Consider the following 16669-nt stretch of genomic DNA (forward strand, 5'->3'; position numbering starts at 1 on the left):
CCCGCATTCAGTCGAATGCGGGGGTTAAATTATTTCTTTTTTGTTATGAAACAGCAAACTGCCGCGAAACATAAAACAGAAACCGACAGGGCATCGCCCTGTAAAAAGGAGCCGCAGCCTGCGGGATTTTCCTGTGCGCGTACGACGATCGGTTCGGAGAGCAAAGAAAACCATTTACCCTCATAGAGAAGAACGATGACGCCCTCCCCTTCCGTTATGAAATAACGATCGCCGTCTTTTTGAATATTCGGCGAAACGTACAGAGCGGTCACCTCGACATCTGCTTGCTCCTGCCCGTTCCACAAAATCAGATCGGCCGTCAAAGCAAAGCGCTCATCGGGCGCGGCCGCGATCTCCGTTTCGTTAGGCCGCAGCGTATATGGCTGCTTTTCCATCCAGTTGCAAAAATCAGTCGTGTAAGTCGCATAGCCGATATTTTTAATCTCACGGAAAAAAGCCGCTTCCATATTCAAAGTCCAAGCGTTCACCTTGATCCCGTAACGATTCAGATTTTTTACTCCCTCATCCGTCATGCGCTCCCAGTTGGGCGACAGCGACGCATTGAGAGGATTTATGATGTCCATCACGTCCTGTTCGAAAGTTTCGCTCGTTACGTTGTATTCATAACCGTTAGTGAGAAAACTCACGGAAAGATCGGGGGCTGCAGCCGCGGCATAGGAGAGTTGCGCCGCATCAAAGGAAATAAAGTTTACCCTCTGCTCCATACCGTATTTTTTGATGGCATATACGGCCGCATCGACGCATTCGGGCTTTGCCGATTTTATCTCCAGAAGGAAAAACAGATCGTCGTCCTTGAACTCTTCAAAATAGTCGTCAAGCGTGGGGATCTCATCCAGATACTGCGCCGAATCTCCAAGCCCTCCGTCGACCTTATAGCGACGGATCTCGTCGAGCGTCATCGATTCGATATTGCCCGTGCCGTTCGTCATTCTGTCGAGGGAAGGATCGTGACTGATGACGACGTAGCCATCCGAAGAGAGATACAAGTCGATCTCCACGAAATCGGGGCGGTATTGGTCGTATGCCGCGCGCGCCGCCTCCACGGTATTTTCGTAATAGTTCCCGTACAGCCCGCGCACCGCCTGCGAATTTCCGCGATGAGAAACGACGAAGGGGCGGGGCGCATAGATAGCGGGATCTTCGCCTTCAGGCGCAAGCGCCTGAAGGATCGCAGATGTCTGCGCACACAAAACGCCGTCTGCACCCGCCGAAAGCGCAGCGATGCACTGCTCTTCCCCTTCCGCCTCTGTATATACGTTGATGAAAAGTTTGCGTACGGTCTGTATTTCCTCCGCGCCCAGTTGCGCATAGGAGACGAGTGCGGATTTAGCCGCATTGCCGTTGACCTCCGCCTGGATCTCTGCGACCGTCGCGCTCCTTCCGCGGAAGTCCACGATGCCGTTGGCGGTCGTACAGGACGCGCGCACGCTCTTCACCAGCGCAGGCCGATCGGAAACGACGAACGCGTAGGGAGCACTTTCCGTCAGGACGGTGACCGCCGCAGCGGCGGCAGCCTCGTCCGATACATAGAGGGCAGGGATCGCATTTCCGAACGAGGAAAGACGGAAATCCGCTTTTTCGTTGCCGACAGATAATTTGCCGTCGCCGTCGATCTTGACGAGCGCGATATCGACATCGCTTTCGGGCAGCGCCTGCCACTGCGCCTCGTTTCGTATCTCCTGCAAAACCTGCACGTTATTGACGAACCCCGCCTGTGCCCCGCTTTCCTCGGCAAATGCCGAAACTGCACCGCAGACCATCGCCGCCAGCAAAATTCCCGCCAGCCAACCATAAACTTTTTTCATCGCATATTTACCCTTTCCCGTATTCAATAACCGTACGTATAAGAAAGCCTGCCGATGGGTGCAGAATCGCCCGTCGTATAATAGGACGCGGCGTCGCTCGCCTTTTTCACGTTATCGGTCACTTTGAACTGCATACAAAAATTTTTTGCGCTCAGCCCGATGTCGGATAATTTCACGCGCACCTGCATGACGTTGCCCTGTACGTATACGTCGCAGTTGGAAAAAGATTCCCATTTTCCGTCGGCCGTATAGCGGCTCACGCTGCCCGAATTGCCGTTCACATTCTTGTTGAGTGCATACTGATAGCCCATAAAATGATTGTTTCCGCCGCCTGTCTGCAAGAGAATGTTCATCCAGCCGGTATCGCCGCTCTCGTAAGCGGTTATATCCGCGACCGTTTCCACGCGGAAATACGCATATTTGGAATCGTGCAGCACACGGACGGAGGCGATGTCGTTACGATCGGTATCGTCGATATAATTGAAAGCACCGCCGAACGCGGGGTGATCGCGCCCGATGCACTCTCCCGTAAAATCCAGATAAGCGGCGGCGGACTCCCACGCGCTTTCGTCGAAGGAGGAAACATCCACGGTCTTTTGCTCGTACTTATAATGTTTTGCTTCGCTGTACTTCCATTTGCGGATATTCTGGATGGTCTGCATATAATAGTTGTCCCCGTAGCCCCCTTTCATGGGCTCGAGATCTCTCGAATACTCGTAATCGAACTGATCGACCATGAAATATCGGTCGGAAGAATCACTCAGTTTGAGGGCAATCCATTCGTTCCAGCCCGTGAGGTTCACGAAACGGATCCTTTCGTTGTTTTCGCCTGAAAGCACGCGCTCCCACTGCGACGCGTAATTCGCCCCCTCCGCCACCTTGGACGGATCGTTTTTCATGGTCGAAAGATCAAACCCGCGCCCTCTGTTGGCTGTTCGCTCGCTCATCTTGACGGAAGTATGCTGCGCGACGGATACATTGACGGCGTCCGTATGCAGGGGCTGCGGATATTCGAATTCGATCCATGGCCAGCCCTCACGCAAAAAACTTTCGGTCGGCCATTGCCGCAGTCTGAAATCGAAAAACTCGGAGATCGCCTTTTCCGTGGCGTCGTTTTGATCCCAGGTGGTCGAAGCCATCACCGTGATGAGCGGTTTCCCGTCGGGCGCGAACCACAAATCGCTGTATTTTCCCACGGAATAAATATTTTCGTACAGTTGCTTGATACAATTTTTGTCGTTCGCGGCGATGTAGTACATGAACTTGGGCACGTCCCAGCCTGCGTCGTAATATTCCTGCAAAACTTCGAACAGAACGCTCGTCACACCGTCGTACAGCGCGCCGTTGGTCGTATCGAAATAGAGATAATCCACGCCCGCCATGGTGAGCATTTCCACCTGCTTACGGATCACCCATTCGTCGTCGGACTGATAATAACCCCAGATGGGTTCGTCCCAAAAATGATACTTATCCAGCGGAGAGTCGGCATTATTCGTATAATAAAACGCATCGAGATCCTTTCCTTCGTCGGTGATCTCGCTGATATCGTAAATACCGTTCTGCTCGCCAGAATGCTGCCCCAACCACAGAAAATAGAACATCCCCACGTACAACTCGTCGTTTTCGCTGTCCGCGGAAAAAAACGTTCTGCCGAGCGCGTCCGTACCCGAAAGATTGAGCGCCGTATATTCCTGCGCGGTGAGTGTGCGGGAATCTGCAACGCGCGTCACGGAATCCGCCCCCTTGCAGCCGGAAAGCGCGCTCAGCGCGAGCGCTGCGGTCATCACAAAACTTGCGATCTTTAACAATTTATTCACTGTTTTCTCCTCAATATCCGTAAGTATAGGAAAGCCTGCCGATGGGTGCGGCATCCCCCGTCGTGAAGAACGACAGCGGATCTTCCTCATTCTTGATATTGTCCGTTACCTTGAATCGTATGGAAAAATCCGATGCGTTCAGCCCCAGATCCGACAGTTTTACGCGCACCTGCACGGTATTGCCGCTTACACGGATATTTCCCTCCGATATCTTTTTCCACGCGCCGTTTTCATAGCGGCACACGCTCGTCCGATCGCCTTCTACCGTGCGGTTGATCGCGTATCGGTAGCCCATGAACGATTCTCCTGTTTCGCCCGACTGTATAAGGATATTCATCCAACCCGTATCGCCGCTCTGATAAGCGGTAACATTCTCATCCGTCTGCACACGAAAATAAACGTATTTAGAATCGTGCAGCACACGGACGGAGGCGATGTCGTTGCGATCGGACGTATCCGTATAAGAAAACGAGCCGTCAAAAGCCGGATGATTGCGCTCTGTGCACTCGCCCGTAAAGTCCAGATAAACGGCGGCGGACTCCCACGCGCTCTCCTCAAAGGAAGTAATATCCACGCTCTTCTCGGCGTATTCGTAGTGTTTCGCCTCGCTGTATTTCCATTTGCGGACGTTCTGAATGGTCTGCATATAATAATTGTCGCCGTAGCCGTTTTTGACGGGCTCCATATCGCGGTTGTATTCCTGATTGAACCCGTCCACCATATAGGCGCGGTTTTGGTTCTGATCCCAGGATTTTTCCGCGACCCATTCGTTCCACTGCGTGAGCATCACGTACTTGATCCTATCATGATTGTCGCCCGAAAGCACGCGCTCCCACTGCGACGCGTAATTCGCCCCCTCCGCCACCTTGGAGGGATCGTTTTTCATGGTCGAAAGGTCAAACCCCTTGCCGCGGTTGTCCGAGGTATCGGAAAATTTCAGATTGGTGTGCTGTGCGGAAGACACGCTGACCATGTCCGTATGGATGGGCTGGGGATATTCGAACTCGATCCACGACCAGCCTTGGCGCAAGAAACTTTCCGTCGGCCACTGGCGGTAACGGAATTCAAACAGTTCGGATATTGCTTTTTCCGTCACGTCGTCCGTATCCCACACAGTCGAATACATCTGCGTGATAAGCGGCTTGCCCGCAGGCGCGAACCACAGATCGCGGTATAGTCCCTGCGAATAATAAGTTTCATACAGCGTTCTGATACAGCCTTTGTCGTTCGCGGCGACGTAAAACATGAATTTGGGCACATCCCAGCCCGCGTCGTAGTATTCCTGCAAGACTTTTAAAATGACGTTGACCGTATCCAGATAGAGCACTGCGTTGGTCGTATCGAAACAGAGGAAGTCGACGCCCGCCATGGTCAGCATCTCCACCTGCTTGCGGATCACCCACTCGTCGTCCGAGCGATAGTACCCCCATACGGGCTCGCCCCAGAAATGCGCCGCACCTACAGGCGAAGAATCGTTGTTCGCGGTATAGAATGCATCCATATCTTTGCCGTAATTTGTGATTTTCGACACATCGTAAATGCCCGAATGATTGGCATGGTAACCGAGCGTGAGATAGAAGAACATTCCCACGTACAGTTCCTTATTCTCTTCGTCCGCCGGCAAAAACGTTCTGCCGAGCGCGTCCGTTCCCGAAAGGTTCAAGAGCGTATATTCCTGCGCGGAAAGTTCGCGCGTATCCTTCTCGCGGACGACGGAACTCTTTTTGCCGCAGGCGACAAGACACATGAGCGCCAGCGCAGCCGCAAGCAACAGAGCAACGGATTTTTTTATTTTCATTTGCGCCCTCCGTAACCGAATACATACCCCATCCTGCCCATGGGGGCGGAATCGCCCGTGGAATAGTAGGAAAGCACGTCGTTCACTTTTTTTATATTGTCCGTCACCTTGAACTCCATCTGATAATCGTTCGCATCAAGCCCCAGATCGGACAGTTTCACGCGTACCTGCATGACGTTGCCCCGCACATATACGTCGCCCGTGCCGATATCCTTGTACGTTTTCCCGTCGTATTTCTGTACGCTCGTTTTGTTCCCGTCCACATTGCGGTTGATGAAATATTCATAGCCGAAAATACCCGCAGAACCGTCCGACCCCGTCTTGATCATTAGATTCATCCATTTCGTATCGTTTTCGGCGCGCTGCGTGATCTCGTCCTTCGTTTCTACGCGGAAATACAGATATGTCGCGTCGCGGCACACCGACGTGCGCACGATGTCGTTGCGGGCGGAATCGTCCACGTACGAGAACGAGCCGTCGAAAGAATACCAATCGCGCGGGATTGCATCGCCCTCGAAATCGCGGTAGACCGTCTTGACGTCCCTCCACTGCGCCGTGTCGAACGACGAAACGTCGATGGTCACCGATGGATTTTTATAAGCGACGCCGTCAGAATACTTCCACTTGCGGATATTCTGTATCATCTGCATATAAACATTGTCGCCGAAACCGTTGACGCACGGCTCGATATCGCGGGAATATTCCTCGTCGAACTGATCGACCGTCTGGATGCGGCCGTTGTAGATCATTTTCTCGGCGACCCATTCGTTCCAGCCTGTGATGAACACGTACTGTACGCTGTCCCCCGCCCCGTAAACGGTATCCCACTGTTGCTTGAAATTGATGCCTTCGCGGAAATGTTCGTCGTCGTTCTTTCCCGTCGCGAAGTCGTAGCCTCTGCCCCAGTTCTTCTCGCGGTCGCTGAATGCGACGGTGTTCGCGTGCTGGGCGACGGAAACGTTCATCCAGCCGTTATGAACGGGCTGCGGATACGTGAATTCGATCCACGGGATGCCGTTATCGTTGAACGCTTCGGTGGGCCATTGGCGCAGGCGGAATTCAAACGTTTCCGAAATGGTCTTTTCGAGTTGGTCGTTTTCGTTCCAAACGGTATTCCACCCTTTGGTGATGAGCGGCTTGCCGTTGGGCGCAAACCATAGATCCGCAAACCTTTCCTGCGTGTACCAGCGCTCGTAGACCTTTTTGATAACTTCCTTGTCGTCCATCGTCTCGGCGCTCTGCTGGTTGCAGTAGAACCACACTTTGGGTACGCTCCAACCCTGCTCCTGAAAGCGCAGCAAAATTTCCAGCAAGGTATCCACGGTATTTTCGTAGAGCACCATATTCGAAACGTCCAATGCGATGAAATCCAGCCCCGCCATGGTGAGCATCTCCACCTGTTTGGTGATCACCCACGGATCGTCCGAACGGTAATATCCCCATATGGGTTCGCCCCAGAAATGCGCCGCGCCGACGGGAGAATCCTCCGTGTTCGAGAAAAACGCGTCGATATCCCTGCCGTAATCGGTGATTTTGGAAATATCGTAAATGCCGCTGTGGTTGGAGTGATAGCCGAGTGTGAGAAAGAAAAATATCCCCACATAGCGGGAACGATTCTCTGTATCGCACGCCGTAAACGAACGATCGTAATCGTCCGAGGCGCCGAGATTGAGCGCCGTATATTCAAATTCATTCAGATCGCGGACGTCGTCCTTTTTGTCGCTTTCGTCCACGGCGTTTGCCGAACATCCGAAAAGACCGATTGCCATAAGCATTGCGATGAGAAAGGCAAGCACGCGCACAATTTTATCCGCGCTTTTTCTCATTGTGACCTCCCTTAGATAATTATTTTTGTAATAAGCGTGCCCCGCGCCCGCAAAACGGGTGCGGGGCACATTCGTCTAAACCGCCTTCGTCAAGCGCCGACGCGCCGCATTAAGCCTTTTTCTTTCTGATCGCGATTGCCGCGCCCGCAAGGATCAGGACGGAAAGCCCGAGTGCGGTACCCGCGCCGATCATCGAGCCGCAGCCCTTTTCGGGCGTTTCGGGATCGTCGGGCGTAGGCGTGGGATCGGGGTTATCCTCCTTCGCCTTGATCGTCACCGTAAAGGTGAGTCGCACGTTATTCACCGTCACATAGCATTCGCACGTGCCGGCCACTTCGCTGTCAAAGCCCTGGATCGCCGCGTCGTTGAAGGTGAGGATCTCGGAGCCGCCGTCCACGTACTTGGCAGTCACCTGCAATCCTTCCGCAGAATAGTCGTCGCCCACTTCAAATTCCGTGATGCCCGCCGCGGTGATCTTTGCCGCGTCGTCCGTTACGTTGTTGAAAAGGGCATCGAGCGTCGCTCTCGTATAATCGGCTTCCTCGATCGCCAAAACGGCGTTCGTCATCTGTTCGGCCGTGGTCGCGGTGCCGTCCGCCTCCTTGGTGGCGAGCGGACGCATCCATCTCGTCAAAGAACTGGTCGCGGGATAGCGCACCAGCAGAACGCTTTCTTTCAGATACCCTCCGGGCACGGGGAAATAGTCGGCGCTGTCTTTCTGAGAAGTGCCCAGCCCCCACGAATCTTTTGGAGCAGTCACATACGCAAAGCCGGGTTTAAGTTCGATGGTGCGGATGGTATCGTAGGTGAGATACCCTTTGGGCATACCCGTTTCGCTGTCGACAAATTCGGCGGGGATCTTATCCTCCGTTACTTCACTCTTATTGGTATACACGTCAAACAGAAGCGTATCGCCGTAGGCGAGGATCTTACGGATCTTGTATTCGCTGGCGAGCTGCGTATAACTGACGCCGTTGATATAAATAAAGTCTCCGATTTGCACCTTTTTGCCGTCCTTGTCCAGCCAGGTCGCCAGTTGCACGTTTTCGATCGCCTTTCTGGAAACCGTGCTTCCGGGAACGGAAACCTTAAAGCCGAGGCGGTTATTGACCGTCGCCTGGAAAATAGGATAGTTCGACGTGTCGATTTTCAGTTCGATGGGAATATCCTTCTGATTTTCGACCGTATATTCAAAAACAAAATTTTCGAGGTTCAGATAATTGATGAGCCCCTTGCAGGTGCCTTCATAGACGATGGGCGCATTGATGTTCTCGTCGGTGAGCACAACCTCGCCGCTCGTCCCGTCGGAATACGGCACGTTTTTGAGCGTCAGCCCCGTCACCTGATCCGTGCCCATTACGTAACTCGATTTCAGTCCGTCCACTTCGATCTGAGAAACTTTTTCCAGATCGATCTGCAAAGGATTATAATCCACTTCCAATTCGTACGTATATCCCTGCACGGATACGGCAACTTTGACTTTACCGGCAGTATCGCCGTTGAAGTCATACGCGCCCACGATGACTTTATCCGCGGACACAATTCCCGTACGGTTTTTGCCGCTCGCATCCTTATCCTGATAGGTCACATTGAAAGAAAGCCCTTCCTTATTGAACGTATCTCCCTTGAAGTACAGCGTCTTTTCAGGACCGGAAGCCATCGTGACCGAGGAAGGGTCGATCTCCCCTTCGTCCGTCTGTTTCAGTTGGCGCACGAACTGATCGTTTGCTTTATCGAAATACATCGTGTAATCCTGATCGGTCCCCGTGCCCACTTTGTTGCCATCCTTGTTGTACCACTGGAAGCCCTGGCGGATGGTGACCGTGTCGACGTCGTCGACCGAGAGGATCTCGCCCGCGTCCATATGAAAGCGAAGACAGATCAGTCCTTCTCCGTAATAGCCGAATACGACGCGCGTGACCGCCGTGCCGCTCTTACCGATCGAGATCTCCGGCTCAGGATTCTCCTCCGTGGTCATCAGTTCCTGCATGGTCTTTCCGTTAATGAGGATATGGTCGCACACGTCCTGCAGTATGACGAGTTTCGTCGCATCGTCGCAGCCGATCGGCGACCACTCGTTAGAAATGCTGTACTCCGCCAGCCCCTGCCAGACGCCTTCTTTACCCCGTCCGAAATTGGTGGTAAACCAAAGCGACAAGCCGCCGTCCTTTGCCTTTCTATCCGTTCCGGCATAACCGTCTATCGGTATCAGATATGTATTGTCTGCCGTCTGCTCCTCCGCAGCCGATGCCCTGTGCACGGTCGTGACCGCGCAGATCAGCGAAACTGCCAGCAGCACGCCGAGTAACCAGACGACTGCCGATCTCACCTTTGTCATGTTGTTTCCTCCCGATTTAATAATTTTTATAGAAAACAGCCATAGCCGTTTATCCCTTGATCGCTCCCATCTGTATACCTTCGATCAGCGTCTTCTGATAGAAGAAGAAAATGATCGCGGGCACGAGGGAAATAAAAGTACAGATCGCCATACGCACGTTGGGCATATCCATGCCCTCCGCAAGCGACGTGGAATCATAGTAGATCGCGACCGCGAGCGTCCATTGCGAGCGTTCCTTCAAGTAGACGAGCGGGCCGGTAAAATCGCCCCATACGCTGTTGAACGTGCCGATAATGATATAGATGAGTATGGGCACGCACAGCGGAATGGTAATGAGCAGATAGCGCTGAAATACGTTCGCGCCGTCTATTTTTGCGGCGTTTTCGATCTCATACGGAATATTGCGCATAAACTGCACCATCAGAAAAATATTCATCGCGCCGCCGCCGAACAGGGTTGGAATGGTCAGAGGCAATGCCGATTCCGTCCAGCCCATGCTCGCAAAGAGCACGTACTGGGGGACCGTGAGCACCGAGCCCGGGATCATGACCGACGCCATCATCACGGCAAAAATTATATTTTTGCTTTTCCAGCGGATGCGGGAAAAGGAATAGGCGCACAGCGAGCCCGAAAGCGGCACGGCGATCATGTTAAAGAGCGCGATCTTCATGGTATTCCACAGATAGTGAAGATACGAATATCCCTGCTGCGTGTACGGATTGTCCGAACTGTTGGTAAACATGGAAATAAAATTTTCGAAAGTGACGCCCGAATGCGGAAAGAAATAGACGGGGTTGGTATTCACCGCATCTCCGTAGTTCATGATCGAACGCATTACCATATATAAAAACGGGAATATAAGATAGACGCCGACCAGCACGAGCGCGATGAGATACAGACAGCGGAATACGTACCAGCGCGCGCCGCGCTTCTTTTTGCGGATTTCCGATATCGATTGCAGTACTTCTTCCTGTCTCATATCAGTCGTCCTCCGAATAATGTACCCATTTGTTCGTCATAAAAGCCACCGCGGTCAGAATGAGAATGATTACAAACAGCACGATGCCGACCGCCGAGGCATAGCCGAGTTGCGTATTCGTTCCGACGAACGCCGTTCTGTAAATTTTGACCGCGAACATATAGAGCGAATTATCGATTCCTCTGCCGCCCGTATTCGACGCGACGATAAAGGTATTGAACATTTGCAGCGAGCCGATGATGCCGTTGATGAGGTTGTAGAAGATCATGGGCGTGCTCATGGGGATGGTCACGTAAAAGACCTTCTGCATATAGTCCGCGCCGTCGAGCGTCGCAGCCTCGTACAGTTGGGTGGGCACGTTTTTGAACGCCGCCAGCCATATGACCATACTGCCGCCCGCCGACCAGGTGGTCGTCCAGATGAACGTCGCCATCGAAGAGGACGCCTCGTCGAAAAAGGTCCCCGTCGGCAAGCCCAGCGAAGAAAGAATCTGGTTCATGATGCCGCCGTTCACGGCAAAGAGGTCCTGCCATAAAAGTGCCGACGCGACGCCCGGAATCACGCAGGGCAGATAAAAGATCGTGCGGAATACGCGCACGCCTTTCATGGAAGTGTTCACGAGCAGCGCGATCACGTAACCCAATACCATCGAGAGCGGCACGTTGATGATCGCGAATGTGAACGTGTTGCGGAACAGGTACGGCATATCCCTGTCGAGCGTAAAGAAGGTGACAAAGTTTTTCAGCCCCACGAATTCCATTTCGGTAAATCCGTTGTAGTTGAAAAAAGCATACACGAATCCCTGCACGGCGGGAATAAACGTGAAGATGATCAGCCCCAGGATTACGGGCAACGCAAACAGATAACCGAAGAATTCTTCGCGCACGGCGGGTTTTTCCCAAAAGCGCTTGGAAGAGGATGGTTTTTTCCCGTTCGCCCGTACGGCGCTTTCTTCGGATCCGGGGGCGGCGAGCGGCACGCCCGCCGCGTTCCCCTCCGCCGATTCGTTCAAAGTAAATTTCATCGATCCGCTCCTCAGAACATCAGATAGTATTCGATGTCGTCGTGGCAATTCTGCATGACGACCTGCAAACTTTTCTGACCGTCGCAATAGGAGGAGATCATCGTCTGTACCGCTTCCATGATGTCGCTCGCATATTCGGGTTCATGCGCAAGGAAGTAATCGGTCGCGCAGGTGTATTCCAGTCCCCAGATATAAGCCTCCATGTTATAATCCGCGTAGGCGGCAGCCCAGGGTGCTTCGGTATTCTGCATATCCTTGCGGATGGAAGGATAATTGATGCCCGCGTCGGACATAGCGGACTGCCCCGCCGCGCTGATAACGTCGAGCAGGAACAAAACCGCAAGTTCGCGGTTGGCACTGTTTCTGTACACGCTGTAACCCGCGATGCCCGCGCCGATCTTGGGCGTGTTGTTATATTCGATGAGCGGGAATGTGTAGATGTCGAACACTTCCGAAAAATCCTCCACGTTCGCGTATTGGTCGAGCGCCTGCAATTTGTTCAGCGTGATCGCCATGGCCTGCGAATGGATGAGGAATACTCCCTTTCCGCCCGTAAATCCGGCGCTGCCGCCCGAGAAAGGCGCGGAAAAGCCCTGTTCTATCAAAAATTTGATCATATCCATGGCTTTCTGCCAGTTGGCCTCATCGGTATTGAAAGAGCCGTCCTCGTTGAAATAGGTCACGCCCATCGCTTCAAAAATCGGGTTGTAATTTGCTTCCCAATTCAGATATGCGTCCACAAGATAATTGCCCTTAGCGGCGGTCAGTCCCTGCGCATCGTAATATCTGCGGCACCAGTACAGAACATAGAGGTAATCCTCCCAGGTCCAGCCGTTGTACATGCGCGCGGAAAGGTCGACCGCGGCGCTCGGATCCTTGATATAATCTTCGGTGATCCACTGCGACTGCCCCACCGCGCCCGCCAAAAAGTCGGCGTCGGTCACACGCTGTGCCGTGCACCATGCCTGCGCCTTTTTGATGATCTCCACGTTGGTATGTACCACGACTCTGTCCGCGCTGCGCGGGATCATGAGTTGTTCGTCCTTAAAACTGTTTTTGCCCAGCGTCCAGTATTCTGCCACATAGTCGTTCACATCGAACAACCCCTGTTTGGTCGCCGCGTTCAGATAGGGATCGAGGTTGAGCATGATCTCGTTTTTGGAAAGCGCGAGCATATTGAAGGAGGTTGAAAACCAGATATCCGGCATGGTACCGGGCGCTGCCGCCTCCGCGTTGTAGTAGGACATGAGCGTGGACGTCAACTCGCCGCTCATGCGGTCAATGTCGATCGTCACGTTCGGATATTTTTTTTGGAACACCTCCGCAACGGAACGGATGAGCGCTTCTTCGTTATCGTACGACTGGATGGATATTTTCAGCCTGGCTGTGGTATTTTCGTCGAATTGCGAATAATCGATATCATCCTCGTTCTGTTCAGGCAATTTTTCCACGCCGCGGTTACATGCCGCCAGCATGACGACCGAACAGGAAAAAACCAAAGCAAACAACAAACATATGATTTTTTTCATGTAAATTCCTCCGTTTCTCCTTTAAGAATTTTTGTGCCGCACTGCGGCACAAAAAAAGGGCATGCCCTTTTTTTCTTTTAATTTATGAGCGGCCCTTATTTACGCAGGCAGGGCCCTACCGATTCGCCGAGTATCAACTTTGCGGGAAAAATAAATTCCCTTTCCGCCGTCGGCGCCTTATGCAAGATCCGTTCGATGACGCGTTTCGCCATCTCCTTGCCGTATTCCACATTGTCGTACCCGACCGTGGTCAAAGACGGCGTGAACAGTCTTCCGATCTGAATGCCGTCGTACCCGATAACGGATACGTCCTCGGGACATCTGAGCCCGAGTTCCTTCAGCGCCCGCATCACGCCGAGCGCGGCAATATCGTTGGAAACGAACACCGCCGTGATCTCAGGATGCGCGCGGAACAACTTTAATCCGTTTTCATAGCCCACAAGACTGGAATCTTTGGCATAATCGTCGTTGAAAACGACGTATTCGCTGCGATTTTCGAATCCGTATGTACGTAAATGGTCGAGATAGGCGATACCGCGCGGATCGTTTACCCAGCGCATAGAGTCGATCGTAGAAACATAACCCACGCGCGTATGCCCGTGATCGTGCAGAAGTTTCATGCACTCTTTGAGCGTTCCGCGCGAATCCAGATGAAACATCAGGCTGTCCTCGATGGGAAAATTCACAAGCAGCGTATTTTTCGCGAGCAGCATATCGAGGATCTTTTCGCTGAACGTCATCGTCATGAAATTCACGAGCACATCGAACCGCCTTCCGTTCAGAAATTCCAGTTTGCTCTGCTCGCAATCTTCGATGTTACAGACAGTCACGTGAAAACCGCTCGCCGATGCCTGCCGCTCGATCCCGTGCACGACCTCCATATGGTATGGATTTGTCAACTCGTTGAGCGCCACACCGATATGATTGGAACGCCCCAGGCTCAGATTCCGCGCTGTTTCGTCGGGAATATACCCCAACTCTTCCACCGCGCGGTATACCCGCTTTTCCGTTTCCGGCTGTACGATGCCCTTCTTGTTCAAAACGTTTGATACCGTTGCCACCGATACACCGGCGCGCGCAGCCACGTCTCTTCTCGTGATCATATCCTTCTGTTCCCTTATTTTTTTCCTGATTTTGTCAAATTATTTGTATTTACCCGCGTAAAACACTTATAATATAACATGCCTTTTAATATTTGTCAATAGGGTTCAGAAAAATTTTTTGTGAAAATTTATTTCTGCATGGCGCCGTTTGAAAACGGCGCCATGTTCGGCTCAGCAGCACACCTCGACGATATGCGTTCCCGAATCGGAAAAGGCGGGAACGGTATTCCCCTCGACAGGTTCGCCGTCGACGATAAGGCGCACCGTACCGCTCTGTTCGTTGCGATAGCGTATGACCAGGCGGTTGCCCCTGTACACGCGTTCCGCGCTCACGCTTTTCCACGAATCAGGGAGAACAGGCTCTATTTTCAATCCCTCATACGTGCGGCGCAATCCGAGGATACCTTCGTAATAACATTTGAGCCCCCAGGCGGAGGTGCCCGTCTGCCAGGAAAACCCGACCTGCATATCGACGGACGGATGTTTCAGATAGCAGTTGGTAAACACATACGGTTCGGTAGTGGTCAAGCGGCTCGGGTTGCTTTCGCCGTCCGGAAGGATCTTCAAAAAGGTTCCCACCGCCTGTTCGGCGCGATGCAACTTGCAGTCTGCCATGATCTTGAAACAGCCCGCATGATTGTAGATGCCGCCGTTTTCGTACACGCCGGGCAGCATGCCGCTCATGCGCCCTACACGCTCGTCATAGGCCGCATACGGCGGCGAACACAGAGGAATGCCCTCTTTCGTCTCCATGCCGTCGATCGCACCGAGAACGGAAGCAAGCCGCTCGGCGGGGACGATATCCGCCAAAATCGCCCAGGACTGCGGATTGACGTAGATCTTGCCGCCGTTCTCGTCGCTTCTGTCGCCCACGACGCCGTATTTGGAAAAGGCGCGCACATAATATTCGCCGTTGTACGACGTTTCGTTCACAGTCTTTGCAAGCGCAGTTTTCCGGAGTTCCAATACCTCGGCAAACGGGATATCTCCGATAAAGCGGGCGAGCGCGGCAAGTTCGCCGTACGCCCAACAGATGCCCATACCCATAAATACCGATTCCGCCTTTTCATCGGGAATGTTCAGCGCATCGTTCCAGTCCGCGTGATGAATGCGCGGCAGACCGTGCTCGCCGTAATTTTCAGGGAGGTCGTACCAAGCGACCGCCTTTTTCAGATGCTCATATACGGAATCTTTACCGCCGTCGAGATACGCGATCTGTTTATGCAGGTATTTCGTGTCGCCCGTTTCCTTCACGTATTCGCAGACGGCAAGGATGAGCCACATGGAAGGGTCGGAATAGATATTCGGTTCCAGATAGGGATACCAGGTCAATACGGCGTGGCCGTCCGAATACTGATGCGCCACGCACTCGTCGATGACCGCCTTCGCGCTCTTCACGTCGTAGTTCAGCATCGCCATACCAAGTTGGGCGTTGTCGCGCACCGCTTTTTTGCCGAGCGAACAGAAACGCACCTGTTTTTCCGCCCAAAAATTCATGACGCCTTCAATCCTCTTTTCGGGGCATCCTGTGCGGAGCGTATAGCCGGAAAGGCTCGATCTGCTCTTTTTTATAATCAGCGGTGCCTGTTCGAATATTTCTTTGCACGCCGAGATCAACTCTTGTTTACCGTCGCACAATCCGATGATATAATGAAAAGTCTTTTCCTCTTTGGGCGCGAGCACGATTTTATTTTGCAGGATGCCGCCCCGCGTGCGAACCGTTGCCGTCGAGCCAGTACAGTCGCCGCCCGACTGCAAGATTTTCGGTTTCGTGATGTTGCCGAGCGTCCCTATAAATTTTTCATAATTGCCGTCATAGGCAAATACGGGCAATTCGGAGGCAATGAAACCGTTGCAGCGTTTATGCGGCTTATACGGATTCAGCAAACCGTTGTACACCGCGTTCGCTTCCGCCAGATATTCCGTTGCAGAGGTCGTCACCGCGCTGTAATATACGGGCTGCGCATACCCGTTCAGATCGAACGCGGTCGTTGCAAATACGCTCAGATCACGAGGTCTTGCCGTCTTATTTTTCAAAGTCACCTGTCGGATCTCGTACGTATCCGAGGGCGCCACAGCATAGGTGATCCTGCAATCGATGCCTTCATACGCCGAAGAAATTTCCGTAAACTTCTGCCCGTGCACACAGCGGTAACGCTTTACGGGGACCATCGTCGGATATCCCGCCACGTCCCAGTATTTTTTTGTCTTTTCGTCGCGAATATAAATGAAACTCGATTGGGGCGCGTTGACAGTCACCTGGACCGCCTCGCGATTCAAAAATTTTGAATTGGTATCACCCAAATGCGATACATACAAAATATAAGAGCATTCATTGAAAAGGAAATTGCCCCAGTCCTTTCCCTTTTCCCGTTCCTCGATCGTATATGTACCCTTTTTTACATCAAAACCTTCCATTGTACCACCGT

The 16669-nt window shown here is 52.7% G+C and carries 10 protein-coding genes; all 10 read right to left on the reverse strand.

The genetic code is table 11. The annotated features are described in order from the left end of the window. Nucleotides 1-29: 29 nt before the first annotated feature. Entirely contained in the window at nt 30-1826 is a 1797-nt protein-coding gene (locus ESZ91_RS03360; RefSeq protein ID WP_129224138.1) for a glycerophosphodiester phosphodiesterase, read from the reverse strand. A 23-nt stretch (nt 1827-1849) separates the two neighbouring features. Beyond that, nucleotides 1850-3643, reverse strand: coding sequence for a hypothetical protein (locus ESZ91_RS03365; protein WP_129224140.1), 1794 nt, complete (start codon nt 3641-3643; stop codon nt 1850-1852). Nucleotides 3644-3653: 10 nt separating this feature from the next. Continuing rightward, complete coding sequence (locus ESZ91_RS03370) at nt 3654-5441, reverse strand: hypothetical protein (protein WP_129224142.1); 1788 nt, start codon at nt 5439-5441, stop codon at nt 3654-3656. Beyond that, entirely contained in the window at nt 5438-7267 is a 1830-nt protein-coding gene (locus ESZ91_RS03375) for a hypothetical protein (RefSeq protein WP_129224144.1), read from the reverse strand. Before ESZ91_RS03375 ends, ESZ91_RS03370 begins: the two co-directional genes overlap by 4 nt. Before the next feature lie 109 nt (nt 7268-7376). Continuing rightward, complete coding sequence (locus ESZ91_RS03380) at nt 7377-9605, reverse strand: bacterial Ig-like domain-containing protein (protein WP_129224146.1); 2229 nt, start codon at nt 9603-9605, stop codon at nt 7377-7379. 49 nt (nt 9606-9654) lie between these two features. Further along, the gene (locus tag ESZ91_RS03385) at nt 9655-10584 is read right to left on the reverse strand and encodes a carbohydrate ABC transporter permease (RefSeq protein ID WP_129224148.1); all 930 of its coding nucleotides are present in this window, start codon (nt 10582-10584) and stop codon (nt 9655-9657) included. Between the two features lies 1 nt (nt 10585). After that, on the reverse strand, nt 10586-11608 hold the full coding sequence (locus ESZ91_RS03390) for a carbohydrate ABC transporter permease (RefSeq protein WP_129224150.1): 1023 nt from the start codon (nt 11606-11608) through the stop codon (nt 10586-10588). A gap of 11 nt (nt 11609-11619) precedes the next feature. Further along, entirely contained in the window at nt 11620-13137 is a 1518-nt protein-coding gene (locus ESZ91_RS03395) for an ABC transporter substrate-binding protein (RefSeq protein ID WP_129224152.1), read from the reverse strand. A 95-nt stretch (nt 13138-13232) separates the two neighbouring features. Continuing rightward, nucleotides 13233-14240: a LacI family DNA-binding transcriptional regulator gene (locus tag ESZ91_RS03400; RefSeq protein WP_129224154.1), complete on the reverse strand. Its 1008-nt coding sequence runs from the start codon at nt 14238-14240 to the stop codon at nt 13233-13235. 171 nt (nt 14241-14411) lie between these two features. Then, on the reverse strand, nt 14412-16658 hold the full coding sequence (locus ESZ91_RS03405) for a GH36-type glycosyl hydrolase domain-containing protein (RefSeq protein WP_129224156.1): 2247 nt from the start codon (nt 16656-16658) through the stop codon (nt 14412-14414). Between the last annotated feature and the right edge of the window lie 11 nt (nt 16659-16669).

The organism is Candidatus Borkfalkia ceftriaxoniphila, assembly GCF_004134775.1.
Taxonomy (GTDB): Bacteria; Bacillota; Clostridia; order Christensenellales; family Borkfalkiaceae; genus Borkfalkia; species Borkfalkia ceftriaxoniphila.